Below are 21,555 nucleotides of genomic sequence, written 5' to 3'. Positions count from 1 at the left end.
GAGGGGCGTGCAGCCGTGGGATTCAGGCCAGCTTGGCCGACAGGGTGATCGTCGTGCCGGTCAGGGCCTGGCTGACCGGGCAGTTCTTCTTGGCGTCCTCCGCCGCGGCGGCGAACGCCTCGTTGTCGATCCCGGGGACCGTGCCCTCGACGGTGAGGTGGATACCCGTGATGCCCTCCCCCGGCTGGAAGCTCACGTCGGCCGAGGTCACGAGCTTGGTGGGCGGGGTGCCGGCGCCGTTCAGGGCGTGCGACAGCGCCATGGAGAAGCAGCTGGAGTGCGCGGCGGCGATCAGCTCCTCGGGGCTGGTCTTGCCATTGGCGTCCTGGGAGCGCGAGGCCCACGTGACCGGCTGCGCCTCGATGGCACCGGAGGAGTCGAAGTTGACGACACCGCTGCCCTCGATCAGGTTGCCTTCCCAGACGGTGTGTGCGGAGCGCGTGGTTGCCACGGTGAATCCTTCCGAATCCTGGGTGTTCCTTGGGACCCCATCCGATCACATTCCGGCTCACTGCACCCGGAAGACCGGCCCACGCGCGGTGAACGGGAGCCGTGCCCCCTGGGGGATCAGATACGCGTGCTCGCGGCGCACCCGCAGCACGTCGCACCAGCCGTCCGTGATCACGAGGAGCGGCGCGCCCGGCGGGAAGTCGTCCGCCCGGTGCAGGAGGTCGATCCCGGGCTGGAGGACCGTGCCGCCACGGCCGTGGACCCGTACCCGGCCGGCGATCTCCGTGACCGGCAGATAGCCCGCGTCGTGCGGGGCCGCGTCGCAGAAGACGACCCGGGCGGCGGGGACGTCGCGGGCCTCGGCGTACGAGGCGATCGCACCCAGTGCCTTGCCGAGCAGGGTGACGTTCATGGAGCCGGAGGTGTCCAGGATGACGCCGAAGGTGCAGCGGGCGATCTCCTCGGGCGGGAAGTAGCGGCCCGCGCGCGGGATGTCGGGGGTGGAGGACTGGCGGCGGGAAGGGCGGGCGTACGTCCGTACGGGCTCCGGGCGGGGCACGAACTCGTCGAACCAGCGGGCGAGTCGGGCGTCCCAGGGCAGGGGCGGGTGGCTGAGCGTGCGGATCTCCTGGACCAGGCCGGCCGGGAGGTGGCCGCGCTCCTGCTGCTGGTGCAGATCCAGGCCCTGGGACAGGCCGCGCCGGTAGAACTCGTCGAGGTCGACGTGGTCGCCGGGCGGGCCCAGCGGGGCACCGAGCACGTCGCCGACGCCCTTGCCGCGCAGCGTGGCCAGGCGGCGCATGCGGCGCAGGTCGCCGGCGATGCGGTCGTAGACCTCCTCGGCGGAGAGGCCGGCGAGTGCGGGGTCGTACAGCAGGCCCTCCGGCATGGTGCCGACCTGCATCTCGCACAGCCAGCCGTTGATGACGTAGTCGCAGGCGATGTTGAAGAGGTAGTGGTCGCGGGTGCCGCAGCGGTCGCCGTGGCGCAGGGCGGCGTGGAGCATCTCGTGGGCGAGGATGAACCGCCACTCCTCGTCGTCGAATCGGCGCAGCGGATTGATGTAGGTCTCGCCGGCCTCCGGGTTCACCGCTGCCACGGAGATGCCGTGCGCGCGGGCGAGTTCGGCGTCGGCGACGAGTTTGATGCCGGCCGCGATGCCGCCGAGCAGCGGGTAGGAGGAGATGAACCAGCTCAGGGCCTTCTCCCAGGGGCGCTGCGGGGCGACGTCCCCGCTGAGGGAGTCGCGGCGGCCGCCCGCCATGTCCATCGCCGCCGACACGGTCCGGGTCAGCGCGGTGGCGAACGCCAGCTGGTGGTCCGGGGGCTGCATCCAGCCGGCCCACGGCACGAGCAGCTGGTCGGGTGCGTCACCGGCCGTACCGCAACGCTCGTACGCGCGTGGGAGCCCGTCCCGCCGCCAGCGCGCGGCGAGTTGCTCCTCGTCGCCGTCCGGGTAGGAGGCGGGGAGCAGTTCCGGGGTCTCGCCCATGGCGAAGTTGAGGAGGAAGCGGTTGACCACGACGCAGCGCGCGGCGACGTCGTGGCGGTCGGGCTGTTCGCGCGGTTGTGGGCCCTTCACCGCGGGGACGTGTCCGAAGCCGAGGTGGAGGACGGCGTGGGCGATGGCCCAGGCCCAGGCGGCGGGGTCGGCGATGCTGGTCGGGTGGACATGCAGGTCGCCGTCGGAGTCGACGACCACGAGTCCGTCGCGGGGCGCGAGTCTGCACTCCTCGTTGCGGCAGACGCCGAACTCCACTGCCGCCAGCGCCGGGTTGGCCTTCACCAGCCGCATCCCCTCGGCGAAGGCCTCCGCCGCGAGGTCCCGCTTCTTGTCCCCCTTGCCCTTGGTACGGCTGCTCACCGCCGCGCCTCCACCAGCCGGGGCATGTCCCGCGCCGCCTCGATGAGGAACCACGACGGCAGGACGGGATTGCCGTCGGCGTCGGAGGCGATCACGGTCTGGGCCACCTCCACGGAGATCTCCGCGAGCTGCACCAGCAGCGACTTCGCGCGGTACGCGGTCTGCCGACCGTTCGCCGACATGTGCTCCTTGCTGACCGGGAGTTCCTTGACGAGGCGGCCGCGGAAGGACTCGGCGAGGTAGTAGAGCAGGTCGCGGTCCTCCAGGCGGCCCGGCCAGCGGGCGTCGCCCTTGATGATCGCCTCGATGCCGAACTGGCTGCGCACGATCTTGACGTAGCCGCAGAAGGCCGTGGCGTGCGCGGGCGTCAGCGTGCCGTGCGCGAGGACCTTCAGCGTCTCCTCGTCGAGGTCCCGGCCGAAGGAGTGCAGCGCGTCGGAGAGCATGTGCCAGGAGCGGGGCGTGGAGAAGGGCTCCTCGGTCTTCGGCGGCTTGGACCACAGGTGGTCGGGGCGGTCGGTGAGGTGGTCGAGGATCCAGGGGTGGATGTCGTGGTTCGCGGCCCAGGTCAGCCAGTCCTTGGCGGACGCCTCCAGGTGGACGTGGGCGAGGCGGTTGACGAGGGCGGAGGCGATGGGGCGGGCGAGCGCGTTGTCGGTGGCGCGGTTGCCGGCGCCGATGACGATCGAGCCCTTCGGCAGCTCGTAGTTGCCGATACGGCGGTCGAGGATGAGGGAGTAGAAGGCCTTCTGGACGTCGGGCGTGGCCGCGTTGAGTTCGTCCAGGAACAGGCAGTACGGCTCGTCGCGGGCGATCGCCTCCGGCGGGCAGAAGACGGACCGCCCGTCACGGATCTGCGGGACGCCGATCAGGTCCTCCGGCGCGAGCTGGGTGCCGAGCAGACTCACACACTCCAGGCCCAGCGACTCGGCGAACTCCCTCACCAGGGAGGATTTTCCGATGCCGGGGGCTCCCCAGATGAAGACCGGCCGCACGGTGGCGAGGCCGAGCAGCAGTTCCGGGATACGGGCGGGAGTGACGGTGACGGCTGCCTGCACGCAGAGGCTCCTGAAATATTCGAGTACGGCGCGGATGTGCGCGGTGGGACACGACCAGTGTGAGCGCGGTGATCGGCGGACGCAGCCGAATTTGTCGGCGCCCCTGACCGGAATGTGCCCTGGGCACAACCGACCGTGAGTGACACGGTGAGCGACGGTCCTCCGTGAGAGCCGCTCCTCCGTTCATGGGGGTCCGGAGGAGCGGCGAGGTGTCAGGCGGCGCGCTCTTCGGGCGCCGTCAAAGGGACTTGGGGTCCGTTCGTCTCGCGCAGCCAGCGCCGCAGTACGCGGTGCACCTGCTCGGCGCCGACGAGTTCGCACTCCTCCTCGACCGGCGCGGAGAACACGACCGGCGACAGCAGGAAGGGCCTGCCCTGCGCACCGCCGAGTCCGCCGTGCGAGCCGATCTGCTCCTCGAAGGCGAGGACTTCGCCGTCGGCCGGGTCGTGGAAGGAGTTGACCATGATGTCGGCGGTGTGCGGGAAGGAGTGCGTACGGCGCACGGCGTCGGCGGCGCCGGGCCCGAAGACCTCCAACGGACCTGAAGTGTCGTCGAGTTGGTCGAGCGGGATCTCGGCGCCGTACGCACCGAGCACGACTCCGCCGTGCTCCTCGCTGCGTACGAGGAGGAAGCCGATGCCGGGATGGTTGGCGAGGGTCGTCAGCAGGCCGGGGTGGCGGGCGTCGATCTCCTCCTTGCTCATCCGGTGGTGCACGTCCGGGAAGGAGACCAGGCCGAGGTTGCCGGACGCCAGCACGATCGGCTCCGAGCGGTGGGCGGGGCGGCGCTGCTCGCGCCCCTCCTCGACCGGCCGGCGCAGCGCCGCGCGCACGGCGGCACGGGCCTCGGCACCGCTGTGGGTGTGCTGCGCCGTGCGCGGCACGGGCAGCCCGCAGCCGGCCCGCACCAGGTCGCCGAGGCCGAGGCCGTAGCGGGCGCGGAAGGTCTCGCCGGGGCTCTGGCCGTGGTCGGACAGGACGACGATCCGGTACGGCCGCGGGGCGTGCTCGGCAACGTTCGCGATCAGCGCGAGGGAGCGGTCGAGACGTTCGAGCACCTTCTCGGCGTCGCGGCTCCTCGGCCCGGAGTGGTGGGCGACCTCGTCGTACGCCACCAGGTCGGCGTAGACGGCGCTACGGCCGGCGAGCATGTCGCCCATGACCGCGGCGACCACGACGTCCCGTTCGACGACGGTCGCGAAGGCACGGACGAAGGGGTAGAGGCCACCACGGGACACCCGCGGGCGCTGCTTCCCGATCACGGCCCGGCTGGACTGGCCGATCTCGCGGCCGGCCTCGGCGACGAAGGACATGGCGGTGCGGACGGCGTTGGCCGGGTCGGAGAAGTAGGCGAAGTAGCCCGCGCGGGAGCGGTTCTCGCGGCCCCGCCTGCGGGTGGCGATGGACAGCACCAGGGCCTGTTCGTCGGCTCCGCCGCTGAAGAGGTTGCCTCGGCTGGCCCCGTCGACGGTGAGCAGGCCGCCGTCGCCGGTGCACTCGACGGCGCGGCGCTGGAGTTCGGCGGCGCTGGTCGGGCGGTTGCAGACCATGACCTCGCCCCGGTCCTTCTCGTACCAGCGGAACGCGGGGACGTCGTGGTTGGAGCCGTGCAGGATGCCGAGCTGGCTGGCGCCGGTCTGGCTGGACCAGTCGGTGCGCCAGGGGGTGAGCCGGTGGGTGGAGTCCAGCCACCGGGCGACGGTGGGCATGAGCCCCTTGTTCACGGCGTCCAGGAGGACGTCGTGGCCGACGCCGTCGAGCTGCAGGAAGACGGTGCCGGGGGCGGACGGGCCGGGTGGCAGGCGTCTGCGGCGGCGGTCGGCGAGGCGATAGAGCCGGCGCCGGTAGGCGTCGTCGTCACGGACGGCCAGGGCACCGCCGGTGGCGGAGGCGACGGCGGACATCACGGCGGCGACGACCACGGCCGTCTCGGGCGCGGCCTCGGCGCTGCTGGACGGGTTGAGCCGCAGGGCGACCAGCAGCAGGGACCCGTTCAGGACGAAGACGAGCAGGCCCAGCACCAGCGCGGGCACGAGCAGCAGCAGCCGTACGAGCAACGGCCAGACCAGGGCCGACAGCACACCGAAGGCACCGGCCCCGAACGCGGCGGTCACGGCGATGTGGGTGGCGCTCTCGCCGTCGGGGGACTGCAAGCGGAAGTCCGGGAGGATCCCGGCGAGCACGAGCATGGTCACCGTGGACACGGCCCACACCGCGATACTCCGCCCCACCTGACTGGCAACCCGCCGCCACCGCACGCCCGCACACCTCACGTCCCGCCCGTCGTCGCTGCGGGCCTGGACCAAGCGTGTCATACGAGGTTCTGCGGGGGCGTGCGGGAACTACCGGCCGTCGTAGCCGGCCGTGGGCATCGACAGGCGCCGATGCACCCGCGCCTTCATCTGGGCGTCGTAGCACGGCTCCTCGAACCCGACGGTCTCCACCCGCACCCCGCGCCGCGCGCACTCCGCGGTGAACTCCTCGACGGACGACAGCGCGCTCTCCAGGACCCGTCGGCTGGGCGCCACGAACAGGTCGGTCCCGGGGCGGACGCCGTCCCACAGGACGCAGTGGTCGGCCCGCAGCCCTCGTACCAGAAGCTCCCGGCGGACGATGTACCCGCGCTCGGCCGCCCAGCGCGCGCACATCGCGTGCTGACTGCGGGAGTCCACCAGGAAGGGGTCGGCGTCCAGCTCCTCGAGCGGCGTCAGACTCGCGATCGCCGTGACGCGCACGCGCATCGGTCCCATGGCGTCCCCCTCACCTCCGGGTTTCGCCGCCGACCCTACTCCAGCCCGTAGGCTTCGGGGAGTCGCGCGAAGGAGGCAAAGAAGGTGCCGGTGGAGCTCACCTGGTGGGGTCACGCCACTTGCACGGTCGAGGACTCGGACGTCCGCGTGCTCACCGACCCCTTGTTCGCCCGCCGCCTCGCCCACCTCCGCCGGCGCAGGGGCGCGCTGCCGTCGCCCGGCGCCTGGCGCGCGGACGTGGCGCTCGTCTCGCATCTGCACGCCGATCACCTGCATGTTCCCTCGCTGGAGCGGCTCGCACCGGGCACGCGCCTGCTGGTGCCCCGGGGCGCACCCCGGGCGGTGCCGGGGCTGCGCCGGCTCACCCACCTGGACGTGACCGAGGTGGAGGCCGGCGATGTCACCCGGGTCGGCGATGTGGTCGTACGGGCCGTGCCCGCGCGGCACGACGGGCGGCGGCTGCCGGTCGGTCCGCACCGCTCCCCCGCGCTCGGCTATGTCGTCGAGGGCGAGGGACGGACGTACTTCGCCGGGGACACCGGGCTGTTCGACGAGATGGCGAAGGAGGTCGGGCCGGTCGACGTGGCGTTGCTGCCCGTGGGCGGCTGGGGACCGTACCTGGGAGAGGGCCATCTCGACGCGGGTCGGGCCGCCCGGGCGCTGGCCCGGCTGGCGCCGCGCAGTGCCGTGCCGGTGCACTACGGCACGTACTGGCCGATCGGGATGGACGCCGTGCGCCCCCATGAATTCCACGCGCCCGGCGACGAGTTCGTGCGCCTCGCGGCGGAACACGCGCCTGAGGTGGCGGTGCACCGGCTCGGCCACGGGGAGAGTGTGCGGCTGGAGGTCGCTCGGTGATCCAGCTGACGGTCACCGTGACATCGACCCTGCCGACCGAGTCCACGCAGCAGGCGATCGGGTATCCGTCGCTGTTTCTGCTGGTGCTGTTCGGGGCGTTGGTGCCGGTGATTCCCACGGGGGCGCTGGTGAGTTCGGCCGCCGTGGTGGCGTTTCACCACACGGCGCCGTTCGCTCTGGCGTTGGTGTTCGTGACGGCCGCGCTGGCGGCGTTTCTGGGGGATGCGGCGCTGTACTGGCTGGGGCGGCGCGGGATGAGGTCGAAGAACGGGTCGCGGTGGCTGGCGGCGATTCGTTCGCGGGCGCCGGAGGAGAGGCTGACGCAGGCGCAGGGGAAGTTGGCCGACCACGGGGTGGCGGTGCTGGTGCTGTCGCGGTTGGTGCCGGCCGGCCGGATTCCGGTGATGCTGGCCTGTCTGCTGGCGAAGTGGCCGACGCGACGGTTCGCCCGGGGGAACCTGCCGGCCTGTCTGGCCTGGGCGGCGACGTACCAGGTGATCGGCATCCTGGGTGGGTCGCTGTTCAAGGAGCCCTGGGAAGGTGTGGTGGCGGCAGTAGCACTCACCGTGCTGGTCGGTGCGACCCCCGCCGTCTGGCGACGCGTCCGCCGAACGACAACCGCCTAGGGCGCGTGCCGGGCGTCGCGGGACAGGCGGGACTTTCGCAACTGGCCCTCTAGTCCAGTACGCGGGATCCGCCCACCGGGAGGTCCCACAGGTCGGCTCGGTCCAGGCCCGCCTTCTCCCATGCCGTACGCACCCGCGTCAGCGGTTCCAGCACCGGCTCCGCCGACAGGACGAACGTGGCCCAGTGCATCGGAGCCATCCTGCGGGCACCGACGTCCTGGGCCGCCCGTACCGCCTCCTCCGGGTCGCAGTGGACGTCCCTCAGCCACCAGCGGGGGTCGTAGGCGCCGATCGGGAGGAGGGCCAGGTCGATGCCGGGGTAGCGCCGGCCGATACGGGAGAACCAGTGGCCGTAGCCCGTGTCGCCCGCGAAGTAGACGCGTCCGCCGTCGGGAGCCGTGAGAACCCAGCCGCCCCACAGGGAGTGGCAGGTGTCCGTGAGAGTGCGCTTGGACCAGTGGTGGGCGGGGACGAAGTCGAAGCGGACGCCGTCCAGTTGGGCCGCCTCCCACCAGTCGAGCTCCGTGATGGTGGTGAAGCGGCGGCGACGGAACCAGGCGCCCAGGCCCGCCGGGACGAACACCGGGGTGTCGCGCGGGAGCAGGCGCAGGGTGGGGGCGTCCAGGTGGTCGTAGTGGTTGTGGCTGATGACCACCGCGTCGATGCGCGGCAGGGCGTCCCAGGGGATGCCGACCGGGGTGATGCGGGCGGGCGTGCCGAGGATACGGCGGGACCAGACCGGGTCGGTGAGGACGGTCAGGCCGCCGATCCGGATCACCCAACTGGCGTGCCCTGCCCAGGAGACGGCTATCGTGCGGGCGTCGACGTGGGGCAACGGGGCGGGGGCGAAGGGGAGCCTGGGGATGTCGGCGAGGCCCTCGCGGCCTGGGCGCACCGAGCCCTCGCGGGCGAAGCGCGCCATGGCCTTCAGGCCGGGGAGCGGGGCGGTCAGGCGATCGTGGAAGGTCCGCGGCCACACCCGGCGCTCGCCCGGCGGTCGGGGCTCGGCGAGCGGCGGGAACGCGGGCGCGAACCCTGACCTGGACGCCGGTTCGTCGGCGTCCCGGCTGGTCCTGGTGGTGGTCGACTCGGACTGCTGCGTCATCGAGGAGGCTCCCATCGCTGAGCGTCGTCGCGGAGATCGTCGAAGACCGACTTCACATGGTTCAACGCGCGTTGCACGTGTGGCAGTTCCAACGGCGAGGGTGATGCGAGACATTCCGCGCGTTCGTCGTCCGTGCGGCCCAGCAGCGGGCCGGTCGACAGGCGTACGCGCAGGGCGCCCAGTTCGTCGCCGAAGCGGTGGCCGCCGGGCGCGGGCATGCCGAGCCGGGCGGCGAGGAAGTCCTCCAGTTCCTGTGCGTCGCCGACGCCGTGGGCGGTGAGGGCGGTGCGCAGCGGGCCGAGGTCGGCGTAAAGGTGGCGGCCGGCCTGCGGGGGCCGGGAGAGGGTGCCGGCCGCCACCACGGAGGCGTGCAGGGCGTTGGCCACGCGCGCGTGGAGGTGTACGGCGGCTGCCACGCGCGCGGTGACCGGCGCGGGCTCCTGGAGTGCGTATGCGGCGGGAGCGGCTACCGGGCCCGCGATACGGGCGCCCATCGCGGTGAGTACGTCGAGCACGCGCGCGTGGAGAGCGCGGCCGGCCTGGTCCGCCGGGAAGCGGGCCACCGCGGCCGGCCAGCCGGGCGGCAGCAGCGCGCCGGCCAGGTCGGTGACGACGGTGACCCGGTCGGGCAGCATCTCGGCGGGGCTGAGCAGCACGGTGTCGGGCGGGGCGTACAGGGTGTCGCGCCAGGTCTCGTCGCTCACCAGGTGCAGGCCCTCGCCCGCGGCGGCCTCCACGCACGCATGCAGCGCCTCGGGCGGGGCGACGGTGGCGGTCGGGTCGTCGGCGACGGACAGCACCAGGAGGCGCGGGTCACCACCCTCGGCGCGCACCCTGCGGACGGTCTCCAGGAAGGCGTACGGGTCCGGGACGCCACCGCACTCGGCCGGCGTGCCGACGTGGAAGACGGGTCTTCCCAACAGGCGTGCGTACGGCGCCCACCAGGGCGCGCAGGGCCGGGGCACCAGGACGTCGCCGCCGAGCGCGGCGGTCAGGGCGAGCAGCAGCGCGGGGGCGCCGGGGCCGGCGGCGACGCGGCCGGGTACGGCGGCGAGTCCACGGCGGTCCCAGTAGCCGCAGGCGGCCTCCAGCAGTGCGGGGCCGCCGCCGATCGGCTCCGCGTCGGCGCGAGCGGCGGACGCGGCGAGGGCGGCGGTCAGCTCGGGCAGCACCGGCAGCCCGTCCTCGGGGAGCGGCGGCCCGTACCGGACGGGGCCGTGGCCTTCCAGGTCCGTCCGCGGCATCCCTACCTCCGTTGTGGCCTGCCGGCTGCGCCTTGCCGTCGGCGATCGCGTCTCGTCGTGCCGGTGCCTGCCGCTCCTCGGTTCGTACGGTGCGGGTCATGTCCCTGCGCTGTGAGTACCCAGTGAGCCGTCGGCTCATGGGGCCCGTCCTGGTTACGCCCGTCACACACGCGACGGTGCGTGAGATCAGTGGCCGGGCCCGGCGTCCCGGTGCCGCAGCCGGTGGACGGCGGCGCCGAGCGCGCCCGCGATCAGGATGCCGCCGGCGACCAGGGCGGGCACGGAGTCGGTGAACGCGCCGCCCTCGCCGGCCTGCACCCCACGCTGGATCACGGCGGCACCGCAGGCGTCGGTACGGGACTGGTCGCACGGCTGGGTCCGGCAGTCGGTACGCGCATCGGCGCACGGCTGGTTGCCGCAGTCGGTACGCGAGTCAGCGCAGGGCCGACTGGCGCAGTCGGTACGGGGCTCGGCACACGGCTGGCTACTGCATCCGGTGGCCGACTCGTCGCACGGCTGAGCGGAACAGTCGGTACGGGGCTCGGCACACGGCTGGCTGCCGCACTCGGTGGCCGACTCGTCGCACGGCTGGCTGCCGCACTCGGCGGTCGACTCGTCGCACGGCCGGTCGCTGGCGGGCCCGGTGCCGGCGGCCCCGGTGCCGCGGTCCACCTGGAGCGTGGTGCTCCAGGCCGAGCCCTGTGCGCCGGGGGCCGCCGGGCAGGTGCCGTCGACGGTCCAGGCGGAGCCCGGGGTCCCGGCGTTCGGGCCGCCGGCCTCGAGGTCGGCGGCCTGGGCGATGCGGGCCGTGCCTCGGTAGGCCGGGCCGGAGGCCTGGTCGTCGTTGCCGGGGACCCGTTGCAGTTCGACCGTGTCCTGGTCGAAGGCCTGTGAGGTGGCGTCGATGGTGGCGGGTGCCTGGCCGCCGACGGCGCCGCAGGAGACCGAGACGGTGACACTGCTGCCCGGAGAGACGGTACTGGGACTGACCTCCGCGGCCGGGTCCGCGAAGGCGGCCGTACCGGTGACGCCGAGCGCGGCACCGGCCAGGGCCACGGCGGACAGGACACGGGCGGTGCGACGCATGGGGTGGGCTCCTTCGAGCGACGGCTGCGGGGACACGCAGGGCGTGCCTCACAGCCATCAGAGCCCGGAGCGGGGCGGGGCGCGCGTGGTCGGGCACCATTCGCGGGACGCGGAGGGCCAAGTGGGTGACAGGCGCACGGCAGTCCCGGTTGTTCTGTCCGGCACCCGGAACACGTCAGTTCCGCAACGCCCCCAACTCCCCCTCCAGCCCCCTCCCCCGCCGCTCCACCACCCTCGCCGCCACCTCCGCCAGTTTCCGGTTCGTGCCCTGGGAGATGCGGCGCAGTACACCGAAGGCCGCGTCCGCGTCGCAGGCCAGGACGTGCATGACGATGCCGCAGGCCTGGTCGACCTCGGGGCGGGTGCGCAGGGCCGTGCCGAGTTGGTCGAGTTCCGTGAGGGCGGCGTGGTAGGAGCGGTCGCGGGCCAGGGAGGTGACCGCGAAGTCGGCGAGGGCGCGGGCGGGGCCGCGCGGGGCGTCCTGGAGGGTGTCGGGGCGGAAGCTGTAGAGGCTGAGGGTGACCGTCAGACCGGAGCGGCGGAACGGCATCGTCACGCTGGAGCGCACCCCCGAGTCGAGCGCCAGGGCGCGGTACTGCGGCCAGCGTTCCTCGCGCAGCAGGTCCGCGCTGCGAGCGGGCTCGCCGCGTTCCAGGGCGGCCGGGATGGGCCCGTCGCCGGAGCGGAGCTGTACGGCGACGAGTGCGGCGGGATCGGGATGGGTGACGGCGGGAGGGCGTTCCGGTCCCTCGTCGGCCAGCATGCCGCTCGCGCCGCAGCAGTCGGCGGTGCAGCGCACGGCCTCCTCGACGAGTTCCGCCAACTGCCGCCCGGGAAGGGCGGGTTCGGCAGGCTCTGTCGTCCAGCGGTGGGGACGCCCGGTGTCCGGCATGCTGCTGTCCTCCTCTGTCCCGGCGCCTGCCCGCTCGCCCGGACCGAAAACAGTGGCCACCGGCCATGTCCGCCCTGGATTTCCCCGCATGACGCAGACGGACGAATTCGGTGAAGAACTCGCGGACTTCGCCCGCCGCGTCGCCGAACTCAAGTCGGCCAGAAGCGTGTCGGGCGGCGACCTCCCGACCGTCCTGGACGCGGCCCTCTTCGAACTCGACCATGTCGTGGCGCAGTTGTGGCCGCAGTACGAGCGGCTCTCCGCCCGTACCGGGTCAGCGGTGCTGCAGATCCGGCCGCCGGACCCCGACGCCCTCGGCCGGTACGCGGACGGCGCCCCCGTCCTCGTACAGGCGAACGTCACGTCTCTGCTGTGCGTGCCGGTGCGGCACGACGGTGCCGTGCTCGGGGTGCTCACGCTGCTGCGCTGCGGCCCCCGCCCGGCGTTCTCGATGGCGGAGGCGCAGGCACGGGACATGGTGTCGCGCCATGTGGCGCTGGCGCCGGCTACGCGGCCTCGCGCATGACCTGTTCGCGTACGCGGCTGCAGCAGCGGCTGATCAGGCGGGACACGTGCATCTGCGAGATGCCCAGCTGCTCGGCGATGCGGCTCTGGGTCATGTCCCCGAAGAAGCGCATGTAGAGGATGGCGCGTTCACGCTCGGGCAGCGCGGCCAGCCGCGGCGCCACGGCCTCGCGGTCCACGACCGTGTCGAGCGCGGGATCGGGAGAGCCGAGGGCGTCGCTGAGGGAGTAGCCGTCCTCGCTACCGGGCAGTTCGGCGTCGAGGGAGAGCGCGGTGAAGCTCTCCAGCGCCTCCAGGCCGACGAGGACGTCCTCCTCGCTCATGCCGGCGTGCTCGGCGATCTCCGCGACGGTGGGCCTGCGGCCGGAGATGGTCTGGGAGAGTTCCTGCGTGGCGAACCGGACGCGGTTGCGCAGGTCCTGGACCCGGCGCGGGACGTGCAGGGTCCACATGTGGTCGCGGAAGTGCCGTTTGATCTCGCCGGTGATGGTGGGCACGGCGTAGCTCTCGAAGGCGTTGCCGCGTGCGGGGTCGTACCGGTCGACGGCCTTGACCAGGCCGAGGGCCGCGACCTGGCGCAGGTCCTCGAAGCTCTCGCCGCGGCTGCGGAAGCGTCCGGCGAGGCGGTCGGCCATCGGCAGCCAGGCCTCGACGACCTTCTCGCGCAGGGTGTCGCGCTGCTGGCCGGCGGGGAGGGCGGCGAGTTCGCGGAAGGCTTCCGCGGTGTCGGGGGCGTCGTCGTGCGGGTGGTGCTTCGCGCTCACTTCAGTGGGCATGGTGCGTCGCAACTCCCTTGGTGGTGCTCTGGGTTGGACGGTCACCGTGGGAGAAGGGCCGCGTGTCCGGGACAGGCGCGGCCGGGGCGGCGCGATGGCCGCTCCCACGGACGTGCCTCCTGTCCGAAGCACTGACCTTGCGCCTGCCCCGGGCCCGTCCCGGCAAACACGGCCGGTCCCGGCGGCCCCACGGACGACCGCGCCCGGCGTCCACGATCAGGACGGCTCCGACGCCGTGATCGCACCAGCCACGTTGTGGTCGTCGCACTTGATCGGGGCCAAGCGGCCCGCCACGGCCGCATCGGTCGCGTTCGGCCCCGTCGGACCTCACCGCGTGGGCCGGTCTCCGGTGTCCGGCTGCTCCAGGTGGGAGGCCAACACCGCGGCCTGGACGCGGCGCTGGACACCGAGCTTGGCCAGCAGCCGGGAGATGTGGTTCTTGACGGTCTTCTCCGACAGGTAGAGCTTCTTGCCGATCTCGCGGTTGGTGAGACCGTCCCCGATCAGCGCCAGGATGTCCCGCTCACGGGGCGACAGGCTCGCCAGTTCGGGCGCGATGGTGGGAGCCGCGACGGGGTCGCGCAGCGAGCGCATCAGGCGCGCCGTGGTCGCGGGGTCGAGCATCGACTGGCCGGAGGCGACCGTGCGGACCGCCGAGATCAGATCGGAGCCTCTGATCTGCTTGAGCACGTAGCCCGAGGCCCCGGCCATGATGGCGTCCAGCAGCGCGTCCTCGTGGTCGAAGGACGTCAGCATCAGACAGGCCAACTCCGGCATCCGACTGCGCAGTTCGCGGCAGACCGAGATGCCGTCGCCGTCCGGGAGACGCACGTCGAGCACGGCGACGTGCGGGCGCAGCGCCGGGCCGCGCACAAGAGCGTGCTCGACGGTGTCCGCGTCGCCGACCACCGAGATGTCCGGTTCGGCGTCGAGCAGGTCGGTGATACCCCGTCGTACGACCTCGTGGTCGTCGAGCAGGAAGACACGGATCGGATTCTGCTCCGTGAAGGTGCGCGTCTCGGCCATGACGACCCCTTGTCCCCCGGTGGCGGACGGGCTGCGGGTTGCCCGTGAGGACGATCGTCGCTCGCCGAGTCCAGATGCACCAGGGCCGGCCGGCCCCGCTCAGCAAAACCCCTGGTCGAGAAACACGACGTCCTGGCCCATCCGATCGTGCGGCGCCGTTGCCTCAAAGCTCGAATCGGACGTCCACCACGCCCTCGACCGCACGCACCTGGCGGGCGGCCACGGGAATCAGGGCCCTGTCCCGGACACGGCCGCCGAGCTCCACGACTCCGTCGTGCACCCGGACACGGATCGCCGAGCCGGGCGTCGGGAAGAGGTAGGCCACGACCTCACGCCGGACCTCCTCGGCGATCTCCTCGTCGCCGCGCAGGAAGACCTTGAGCAGGTCGGCCCTGCTGACGATGCCCTGCAGCAGGCCCAGCTCGTCGACCACCGCAAGGCGCTTGACCTTGGGGTGCGCCATGGTCCGGGCCGCCTGCGCCAGGGTGACGTCCGCGCGGACGGTGAGCGCCGGGGAGGTCATCAGCTCCTCCGCGGTGACCACGCCGGCCTTCGCCAGGTCCGAGAGGGGACGCACCTGCGTGACGGGGGTCCCCCCGGTCGAGCGAAGCCGAGACGGGGAGGGGTCGGGGTCGCTGTCGCGGAACTCCTCCTTGGGCAGCAGGTCGGCCTCGGAGACGACGCCGATGACGCGGCCCTCGCCCTCCAGGACGGGCAGTGCGCTGACCTTTAAGTCCTGCGTCATCTGCACGATCGACCGCGTGGACGTCCTGCCGTTCCACAGGCTCGGTGCCGCGAAGTACGAGGCTCTTCGCGTTCCGTTCCCGTCGCGGGACACCCCTGCACCCGCTCCCGAACTGACCGGACACGTCCGCGAACGGTTCCGGGCGCACGGCCTGTCGGCCTACTGATCGCCGCACCATCTGCGGTAGGCGGCCACGGCGGTCGGCAGGGTGGGGAAGATCAGGTCCGCCCCGACGGTGTCCGCGAGGCCGTACGCCTCGAGGTCGTCCATGAGGTCCTGCTTGACGCGGGCGAGGGCGAACACGACGCCGCGGTGGGTGAGTTCGCGGCGCAGTTCGTCGACCGCGTCGAGCGCGGTGATGTCGACCTCGACGTTGGCCTCGGTGTTGAGGACGAACCAGCGGACGGCGCTGCTCTGTTCGTCGACGGCGGCCAGGGCTCGGCGGTGGAAGTCCTCGGCGTTGGCGAAGAAGAGGGGGGAGTCGTACCGGTAGACGAGCAGGCCGGGGATCGTGCGGGCCTGTGGGTAGTCGTCGACGTCGTGCATGCCGGCCACTCCGGGCACCAGTCCTTCGACGGCGTCGTGCGGGCGGGCCACCCGTGTCAGCAGCTCGGCCACGGACAGGCCGACGGCCACGAGTACGCCGTAGAGGATGTCCAGGGCCAGCACTCCGGCCAGGCAGCCGAGCGCGAGCAGTAGTTCGCGACGGCGGAAGGTGGCGAGCCTGCGGAAGCCGGCGAGGTCGATCATGCGGACGGCGGCGTACACGACGAGCGTGCCCAGGACGGCCGAGGGAGTACGACGCAGCAGCGGGCTGAGGAACAGCAGCACCGCCAGCACCACCGCGCCTGCCACCAGGGAGTACGCCTGGCTGCGGGCGCCCGCCGAGGAGGCCAGGGCGGTGCGGCTGGCGCTGCTGCTGACGGGGAAGCCGTGCAGGACACCCGCGCCGAGGTTGGCCGCGCCCAGCGCCAGGAACTCCTGGTTGGGGTCGAGCTCGGGCCCTTCGTCGTCGTGCCCGGAGAAGGCCCGTGCGGTGAGGATGAAGTCGGTGTACGCGACGATGAGCACACCGAGGGCCGGCAGCACGAGGCCCGGGAGTTCGCTCAGGTCCGGCCACGCGAGTCCGGGCAGCCCCGACGGGACGGTGCCGATCACCTTGATGCCGTACCGGTCGTCGAGGTCGAAGACCACCACGGCGACCGTGCTGAGGACGACGGCGAACAGCGGGCCGGGCAGGGCGGGGGCGTACCGGTACGCCGAGAAGAGGAACACGAGTACGGCGGCGGACAGGACGACGGTGGCCGCGTGGGCGTCGGGCACGTTCCTGATGAACGACCACAGTTGGGGGAAGAACTCCGAGCCGGTCGTCTTCACCCCGGTGAGTTTGGGCAGTTGGTCCACCATCATGATCAGCGCCACGCCCGCCAGATAGCCGATCAGGACCGGGCGGGAGAGCAGGTCCGCGAGGAAGCCCAGTCGTACGGCACGTGCCACCAGGCACAGCAGTCCGACGGTGACGGCGAGGGTGGCCGCCAGGGTGGCGTAGCGCTCCGGGGCGCCGGCGGCGAGGGGGCCGACCACGGTGGCGGTCATCAGCGCGGTCGTGGACTCGGGGCCGACCGAGAGCAGCCGTGAGGACCCGAACAACGCGTACAGGCCGAGGGCGGGCAGGATCGCCCACAGTCCGGCGGCCGGCGGGAGGCCGGCCACCCCGGCGTACGCCATGACCTGCGGCACCAGGTAGGCGGCGACGGTGAGGCCGGCCAGCAGGTCGCCCCTCAGCCAGGCCCGCCGGTAGCCGAGGAGGGCGACGGCTCCGGGCAGCAGGCCGCGCCACTCCGGAACATGTCTGCCGGTGCCCTGGGACATGAGCCACCCTTCTGCATTTTGATCGGTCTCAGGATCCACCGGCCGGCACCCGACCGCGACAGCTGAGCCGTGTCCGGTGCGCCGAAGGCCGAGCATGCGCCCCAACGTCCCCTGGGAACAGGGCCGTTCAGCCCCGCCGTGGCGGACCTTCGGCATCCGGTGACCACCGCCCCACGCGACGAGAGTGAGGGACGTCAGATACCGACCGGACCGTCCCACTCCTTGAAGGGATCACCATCATGGCCGTGCACGAGCACCCGCACCGGAGCCCGGGCCTCCACCTGCCGTCCTTCCGCAGGAACCGGACCGCCTCCGCATCCGACTCCGCCGTGTCGGCACGCATCGGCACGGACACCGCGCAGGCCTACGCCTTCGCGTCCCTGCGCCTGCTCACCGGGTTCGTCTTCCTGTGGGCCTTCCTCGACAAGACCTTCGGCTTCGGCTACGCCACTCCCTCCGGCAAGGGCTGGATCGACGGCGGCTCGCCGACCAAGGGTTTCCTCAGCTCCGTCGCCGCCGGGCCGATGGAGTCCACCTTCCACTCCTGGGCCGGCGACACCTGGGCCGACTGGCTGTTCATGCTGGGACTGCTCGGGATCGGTGTCGCGCTCATCGCGGGCGTGGCGCTGCGCTTCGCGGCCGTCGCGGGCACCTTGATGATGGCGCTGATGTGGATCGCCGAGTGGCCGCCCGCCAAGCACCTCTCGGACGGTTCTGCGAGCATGTCACCGAACCCGTTCGTCGACTACCACCTCATCTACGCCGTCGTCCTGATCGCCCTGGCCGCGGTCTCCGCCGGCGACGCCCTCGGCCTCGGCCGGCTCTGGGCCAAGCTCCCGTTCGTCCGCCACAGCCGCTGGCTGCGGTGACCGCGGGAGGTGCGGCGGGCTCCTCGGTGGGCCCGCCGCGCCGAGTACCGGCGAGGGCCGTTCGGTCCCTTGCCGGGACCTGCGGCCCCTGCCGCGCGCCTCGTCCGAAGACGAATCTCGAATCGGGAACCCCCCGATCCAGGAGGTGGAGATCATGACCCGCACCGTCACCGTCGGCCTCGACGGCTCTCCCGAGAGCCGCGCGGCGGCCGAGTGGGCGGCCCGCGAAGCACAGCTGCTCGGCCTGCCGCTGAAGCTGGTCCAGGTCTGGGAGCCGGTACCGAGCCCCATGGCGCAGGCGCCGCTGCTCGGCCCCGAGACGCACCAACACTGGACCGAGCGGATTCCCCGCGAGGCGGCCGAAGGCATCCGGCTGCGCCACCCCGGCCTCGGTGTGACCACCGAGCAGCTGTCCGGCCGGCCCGCCGAGGTCCTGGCGAACGCGGCGAAGGACGCCGAGCTGCTGGTGCTCGGCTCCCGTGGGCTGGGCGGGATCGGCGGTTTCATGGTCGGCTCCGTCGGACTGTCCGTCGTGGCGCACACCGAACGGCCGGTCGTCCTGGTCCGCTCCGGGGAACAGGCCGCCGACGAACACGAGATGGACCCGGTCGGTATCCCGTCCGCCGCGACTCCGTTCCGACCCGTCGTCCTCGGCCTCGACATCGAGAGCCCCGACGCCACCCTGATCGCGTTCGCCTTCGCGGCAGCCGCCCGCCGCGACACCTCCCTGCGGGTCGTGCACGGCTGGAACCCGCCCCCGTACTACGCCTACGGGCTCGCCACCGACCTGGAGCTCCACGGGGCCCTGGCACGTCAGGAAGCCATCGACCTGGCCGAGGTCCTGGGCCCGTGGCGGGAGAAGTACCCGGACGTCGAGGTCACCGAGGAGTCCCTCTACGGCACCCCCGGCAGCCACCTCGTCGACGCCTCCCGCGAGGCCTCCCTGGTCGTCGTCGGCCGCCGTGTCCGCCGAGGCCCGCTCGGCGCCCACATCGGCTCCGTCACCCACAGCGTCCTGCACCACTCCACCGCCCCCGTCGCGGTCGTTCCCCACGACTGACCCACCCCTGAGGAGCAGAAACCATGAAGGCAGCGGTCGTACGAGCCTTCGGTGAACCCCTGGTCATCGAGGAGCGCCCCGACCCCGAGCCCGGCCCCGGCCAGGTGCGCATCCGCGTCGAGGCCTCCGGGCTGTGCCACACCGACATCCACGCCGCCCACGGCGACTGGCCCGTCAAGCCGAACCCGCCGTTCGTGCCCGGCCACGAGGGCGTCGGCCTGGTCGAGCAGCTCGGCGACGGTGTCACCCACCTGTCCGTCGGACAGCGGGTCGCCGTGCCGTGGCTGGGCAAGGCCTGCGGGCGGTGCGAGCACTGTCTGTCCGGCTGGGAGACGCTGTGCGAGCAGCAGGTCAACACCGGGTACGGCTGCGACGGCGGGTACGCCGAGAAGATGCTGGCCTGGGCCGACTTCGCGCAGCCCGTGCCGGACGGTGTGTCCGCTGTGGACGCCGCCCCGCTGACCTGCGCCGGCGTGACCACGTACAAGGCGCTCAAGGTCGCCGGCGTGCGTCCCTCGCAGCTCGTCGCGGTCTCCGGCGTCGGCGGGCTCGGCCATCTGGCCGTGCAGTACGCGAAGATCGCCGGAGCCACCGTCGCGGCGATCGACGTCACCGACGAGAAGCTCGAACTCGCCACCGAACTCGGCGCCGACCTCGTCATCGACGCCCGCAAGGACGACGTGGGCCAGGTCCTCAAGCAGCACGGCGGCGCCCACGCCGCGATCGCACTCGCGGTGAACGACGCTGCCTTCGAGGCCGCCAATTCGGGTCTGCGGCGCGGCGGGAAGCTCGTCATGGTGGCGCTCCCCGCCCACGGCACGGTCCGCGTGCCCATCTTCGACACCGTCCTGAACGGCACCTCGGTGATCGGCTCGATCGTCGGCACCCGCCAGGACCTCGCCGAGGTCTTCCAGCTGCACGCGGCCGGACAGACCAAGGTCATCTGCGAGACCCGCCCGCTGAGCTCCGTCAACGAGTCCATCGACGAGGTGCTGCGCGGCCAGGTCAAGGCCCGGATCGTCTTCGACCTCGGTACGGGACGGTGAGGGCGATGGACCGCCCGATCGTCGTCGGCGTCGACGGCTCCGAGCCCAGCCTGCGGGCCGTCGACTGGGCGGCCGACGAGGCCACCGTGCGTGGGCTGCCGCTGCGCCTGGTGTACGCCTCGCTGTGGGAGCGGTACGAGGGCAACAGCCTCGCCGACGACCTGGGCAAGCCGTCGGAGGAGGTCATGGCCGAGGACATCGTCGAGAGCGCCGCCCGCCGGGCACGTGCCCGCTGTCCCGACCTGAGCGTTTCCGTGGAGGTGCTGGCGGAGGAACCCGAGTACGCACTCGTGCGGGAGAGCCGAAGCGCCGCCCTGCTGGTGACGGGCACCCGTGGCCGCAGCGGCCTGGCCGAGGCGGTGCTGGGTTCCGTGAGCCTGACCGTGGCGGGGCACGCGCAGTGCCCGATGATCGTCGTGCGCGGCAACCACGACAACCAGGCCAAGCACGGGACGCACGGCCGCGTCGTCGTCGGTGTCGGCGAAGCAGGCAAGGCGTCCCCGGCGGTGGGCTTCGCCTTCGAGGAGGCGCGGCGACGCGGTGCGGCGGTGGATGCCGTACGGGCGTGGCGGTGCCCCGCACACGAGAGCACCGACCATCCGCTGCTGGCCGGGGAGCCCGCCCGGCTGCACGAGCAGCATGCGGTGGAAGCCCTGGACGCGGCGCTGCAGGACGCTCCCGAGGACATCGAGGCACACCGCCGTACGGTCGAGGGACGCGCCCGGACCGTGCTCGTGGACGCGTCCCGGGACGCCGACCTCGTCGTCGTCGGAGCCCGGCGCAGCCCGCGGCACTTCGGGCTCCAGCTGGGCCGGGTGGCGCACGGCGTGCTGCACCACTCCGCCTGCCCGGTAGCGATCGTGCCCGACCCGCAATGAGGGCGATGAGCGGCTGCTCAGAGACGCGCCGCGTGATCGGGGACGTAGGTCTGCAGATCGCGCGGCGGGCGCTCGTAGCCGGTCGCCGCCGGACGCTCGGGCAGCTCCAGCACCGGCGGCGGCACCTCGCGGTACGGCACGGAGTCCAGCAGGTGGGCGATCATGTTCAGCCGCGCCCGGTGCTTGTCGTCGCTCTCCACGACGTACCACGGCGCCTCCGAGATGTCGGTGTGCACCAGCATCTCGTCCTTGGCCCGGGAGTACGCCTCCCAGCGGGTGATCGACTCCAGGTCCATCGGCGACAGCTTCCAGCGCCGCAGGGGATCCTCCAGACGGCGCCGGAACCGCTCCTGCTGCTCGGTGTCGCTCACCGAGAACCAGTACTTGCGCAGCACGATCCCCGCCTCGACCAGCATCCGCTCGAAGATCGGGCACTGGCGGAGGAAGAGCTGGTACTCCTGCCTCGTACAGAAACCCATCACGTGCTCGACGCCGGCCCGGTTGTACCAGGACCGGTCGAACAGCACGATCTCCCCGGCGGCCGGCAGATGCTCCACGTACCGCTGGAAGTACCACTGCGTGCGCTCGCGCTCGGTCGGCTTGGGCAGCGCCGCGATCCGGGCGACACGCGGGTTGAGGTGTTCGGCGACCCGCTTGATCGTGCCGCCCTTGCCGGCCGCGTCCCGCCCCTCGAACACGACGACCACCCGGGCGCCCTCCGCCCGCACCCACTCCTGCAGCTTCACCAACTCCGTCTGCAGGCGCAGCAGTTCCTTCTCGTACACCTTGCGCGGCAGCCTCACCGCATCCTTGCCGGCCATGCCG

The 21,555-nt window shown here is 72.5% G+C and carries 22 protein-coding genes; 8 read left to right on the top strand and 14 right to left on the bottom strand.

Annotated elements, in window-relative coordinates:
• Positions 1 to 22: 22 nt before the first annotated feature.
• The 5 genes from ACWC09_RS10550 to ACWC09_RS10530 all read right to left on the bottom strand — a co-directional run bounded on the left by ACWC09_RS10550 (position 23) and on the right by ACWC09_RS10530 (position 6,122).
• Positions 23 to 451 carry an OsmC family peroxiredoxin gene (locus tag ACWC09_RS10550; RefSeq protein WP_450850158.1) on the bottom strand — a complete coding sequence of 143 codons (429 nt, stop codon included), beginning with the start codon at positions 449 to 451 and terminating at the stop codon, positions 23 to 25.
• A gap of 57 nt (positions 452 to 508) precedes the next feature.
• Complete coding sequence (locus ACWC09_RS10545; protein ID WP_450850258.1) at positions 509 to 2,245, bottom strand: vWA domain-containing protein; 1,737 nt, start codon at positions 2,243 to 2,245, stop codon at positions 509 to 511.
• A gap of 65 nt (positions 2,246 to 2,310) precedes the next feature.
• Positions 2,311 to 3,372: an ATP-binding protein gene (locus ACWC09_RS10540; protein WP_450850157.1), complete on the bottom strand. Its 1,062-nt coding sequence runs from the start codon at positions 3,370 to 3,372 to the stop codon at positions 2,311 to 2,313.
• 212 nt (positions 3,373 to 3,584) lie between these two features.
• The gene (locus tag ACWC09_RS10535; RefSeq protein WP_450850156.1) at positions 3,585 to 5,687 is read right to left on the bottom strand and encodes a phage holin family protein; all 2,103 of its coding nucleotides are present in this window, start codon (positions 5,685 to 5,687) and stop codon (positions 3,585 to 3,587) included.
• Between the two features lie 27 nt (positions 5,688 to 5,714).
• On the bottom strand, positions 5,715 to 6,122 hold the full coding sequence (locus ACWC09_RS10530) for a hypothetical protein (protein ID WP_450850155.1): 408 nt from the start codon (positions 6,120 to 6,122) through the stop codon (positions 5,715 to 5,717).
• A gap of 84 nt (positions 6,123 to 6,206) precedes the next feature.
• Here ACWC09_RS10530 and ACWC09_RS10525 point away from each other — a divergent pair, with 84 nt between their 5' ends.
• Both ACWC09_RS10525 and ACWC09_RS10520 read left to right on the top strand, forming a co-directional pair.
• Entirely contained in the window at positions 6,207 to 6,980 is a 774-nt protein-coding gene (locus tag ACWC09_RS10525; protein WP_450850154.1) for an MBL fold metallo-hydrolase, read from the top strand.
• On the top strand, positions 6,977 to 7,606 hold the full coding sequence (locus ACWC09_RS10520; protein ID WP_450850153.1) for a DedA family protein: 630 nt from the start codon (positions 6,977 to 6,979) through the stop codon (positions 7,604 to 7,606). The genes ACWC09_RS10525 and ACWC09_RS10520 overlap by 4 nt, the downstream gene beginning before the upstream one ends.
• A gap of 49 nt (positions 7,607 to 7,655) precedes the next feature.
• Here ACWC09_RS10520 and ACWC09_RS10515 read toward each other — a convergent pair whose 3' ends face one another.
• The 4 genes from ACWC09_RS10515 to ACWC09_RS10500 all read right to left on the bottom strand — a co-directional run bounded on the left by ACWC09_RS10515 (position 7,656) and on the right by ACWC09_RS10500 (position 11,933).
• Positions 7,656 to 8,711, bottom strand: a complete 1,056-nt coding sequence (locus ACWC09_RS10515) for an MBL fold metallo-hydrolase (protein ID WP_450850152.1) — start codon at positions 8,709 to 8,711, stop codon at positions 7,656 to 7,658.
• Positions 8,708 to 9,955 (bottom strand): aminotransferase class I/II-fold pyridoxal phosphate-dependent enzyme, encoded by a 1,248-nt coding sequence (locus tag ACWC09_RS10510; RefSeq protein ID WP_450850151.1) that lies wholly within the window; start codon positions 9,953 to 9,955, stop codon positions 8,708 to 8,710. The genes ACWC09_RS10515 and ACWC09_RS10510 overlap by 4 nt, the downstream gene beginning before the upstream one ends.
• Positions 9,956 to 10,141: 186 nt before the next feature.
• The gene (locus ACWC09_RS10505) at positions 10,142 to 11,041 is read right to left on the bottom strand and encodes a hypothetical protein (RefSeq protein WP_450850150.1); all 900 of its coding nucleotides are present in this window, start codon (positions 11,039 to 11,041) and stop codon (positions 10,142 to 10,144) included.
• Positions 11,042 to 11,216: 175 nt separating this feature from the next.
• Complete coding sequence (locus ACWC09_RS10500; RefSeq protein ID WP_450850149.1) at positions 11,217 to 11,933, bottom strand: ANTAR domain-containing response regulator; 717 nt, start codon at positions 11,931 to 11,933, stop codon at positions 11,217 to 11,219.
• An 88-nt stretch (positions 11,934 to 12,021) separates the two neighbouring features.
• Between ACWC09_RS10500 and ACWC09_RS10495 the strand changes: the two genes are divergently transcribed.
• Positions 12,022 to 12,459: a GAF domain-containing protein gene (locus ACWC09_RS10495; protein ID WP_450850148.1), complete on the top strand. Its 438-nt coding sequence runs from the start codon at positions 12,022 to 12,024 to the stop codon at positions 12,457 to 12,459.
• Here ACWC09_RS10495 and ACWC09_RS10490 read toward each other — a convergent pair.
• The 3 genes from ACWC09_RS10490 to ACWC09_RS10480 form a co-directional block, all read right to left on the bottom strand.
• Entirely contained in the window at positions 12,440 to 13,234 is a 795-nt protein-coding gene (locus ACWC09_RS10490; RefSeq protein WP_450850147.1) for an RNA polymerase sigma factor SigF, read from the bottom strand. The genes ACWC09_RS10495 and ACWC09_RS10490 overlap by 20 nt on opposite strands.
• A gap of 327 nt (positions 13,235 to 13,561) precedes the next feature.
• Positions 13,562 to 14,260: a response regulator gene (locus ACWC09_RS10485; protein WP_450850146.1), complete on the bottom strand. Its 699-nt coding sequence runs from the start codon at positions 14,258 to 14,260 to the stop codon at positions 13,562 to 13,564.
• 163 nt (positions 14,261 to 14,423) lie between these two features.
• Positions 14,424 to 15,005, bottom strand: a complete 582-nt coding sequence (locus ACWC09_RS10480) for a CBS domain-containing protein (RefSeq protein WP_450850145.1) — start codon at positions 15,003 to 15,005, stop codon at positions 14,424 to 14,426.
• A 16-nt stretch (positions 15,006 to 15,021) separates the two neighbouring features.
• Here ACWC09_RS10480 and ACWC09_RS10475 point away from each other — a divergent pair, with 16 nt between their 5' ends.
• Positions 15,022 to 15,171, top strand: a complete 150-nt coding sequence (locus ACWC09_RS10475) for a hypothetical protein (protein WP_450850144.1) — start codon at positions 15,022 to 15,024, stop codon at positions 15,169 to 15,171.
• Here ACWC09_RS10475 and ACWC09_RS10470 read toward each other — a convergent pair.
• Complete coding sequence (locus ACWC09_RS10470; RefSeq protein ID WP_450850143.1) at positions 15,165 to 16,877, bottom strand: SulP family inorganic anion transporter; 1,713 nt, start codon at positions 16,875 to 16,877, stop codon at positions 15,165 to 15,167. The genes ACWC09_RS10475 and ACWC09_RS10470 overlap by 7 nt on opposite strands.
• Positions 16,878 to 17,116: 239 nt before the next feature.
• Here ACWC09_RS10470 and ACWC09_RS10465 point away from each other — a divergent pair, with 239 nt between their 5' ends.
• The 4 genes from ACWC09_RS10465 to ACWC09_RS10450 all read left to right on the top strand — a co-directional run bounded on the left by ACWC09_RS10465 (position 17,117) and on the right by ACWC09_RS10450 (position 20,730).
• Positions 17,117 to 17,746 (top strand): hypothetical protein, encoded by a 630-nt coding sequence (locus ACWC09_RS10465; RefSeq protein WP_450850142.1) that lies wholly within the window; start codon positions 17,117 to 17,119, stop codon positions 17,744 to 17,746.
• 154 nt (positions 17,747 to 17,900) lie between these two features.
• Positions 17,901 to 18,806: a universal stress protein gene (locus tag ACWC09_RS10460; protein WP_450850141.1), complete on the top strand. Its 906-nt coding sequence runs from the start codon at positions 17,901 to 17,903 to the stop codon at positions 18,804 to 18,806.
• Positions 18,807 to 18,829: 23 nt separating this feature from the next.
• Positions 18,830 to 19,852, top strand: coding sequence for an alcohol dehydrogenase AdhP (gene adhP, locus ACWC09_RS10455; RefSeq protein ID WP_450850140.1), 1,023 nt, complete (start codon positions 18,830 to 18,832; stop codon positions 19,850 to 19,852).
• A gap of 5 nt (positions 19,853 to 19,857) precedes the next feature.
• Entirely contained in the window at positions 19,858 to 20,730 is an 873-nt protein-coding gene (locus ACWC09_RS10450; protein ID WP_450850139.1) for a universal stress protein, read from the top strand.
• 17 nt (positions 20,731 to 20,747) lie between these two features.
• Here the strand turns inward: ACWC09_RS10450 and ppk2 are convergent, their stop codons facing one another.
• Positions 20,748 to 21,551 carry a polyphosphate kinase 2 gene (ppk2, locus tag ACWC09_RS10445; RefSeq protein WP_450850138.1) on the bottom strand — a complete coding sequence of 268 codons (804 nt, stop codon included), beginning with the start codon at positions 21,549 to 21,551 and terminating at the stop codon, positions 20,748 to 20,750.
• Positions 21,552 to 21,555: the final 4 nt, after the last annotated feature.

Source organism: Streptomyces sp. NPDC001617 (assembly GCF_053596855.1).
This window is presented reverse-complemented; position numbering and strand designations above follow the sequence as displayed.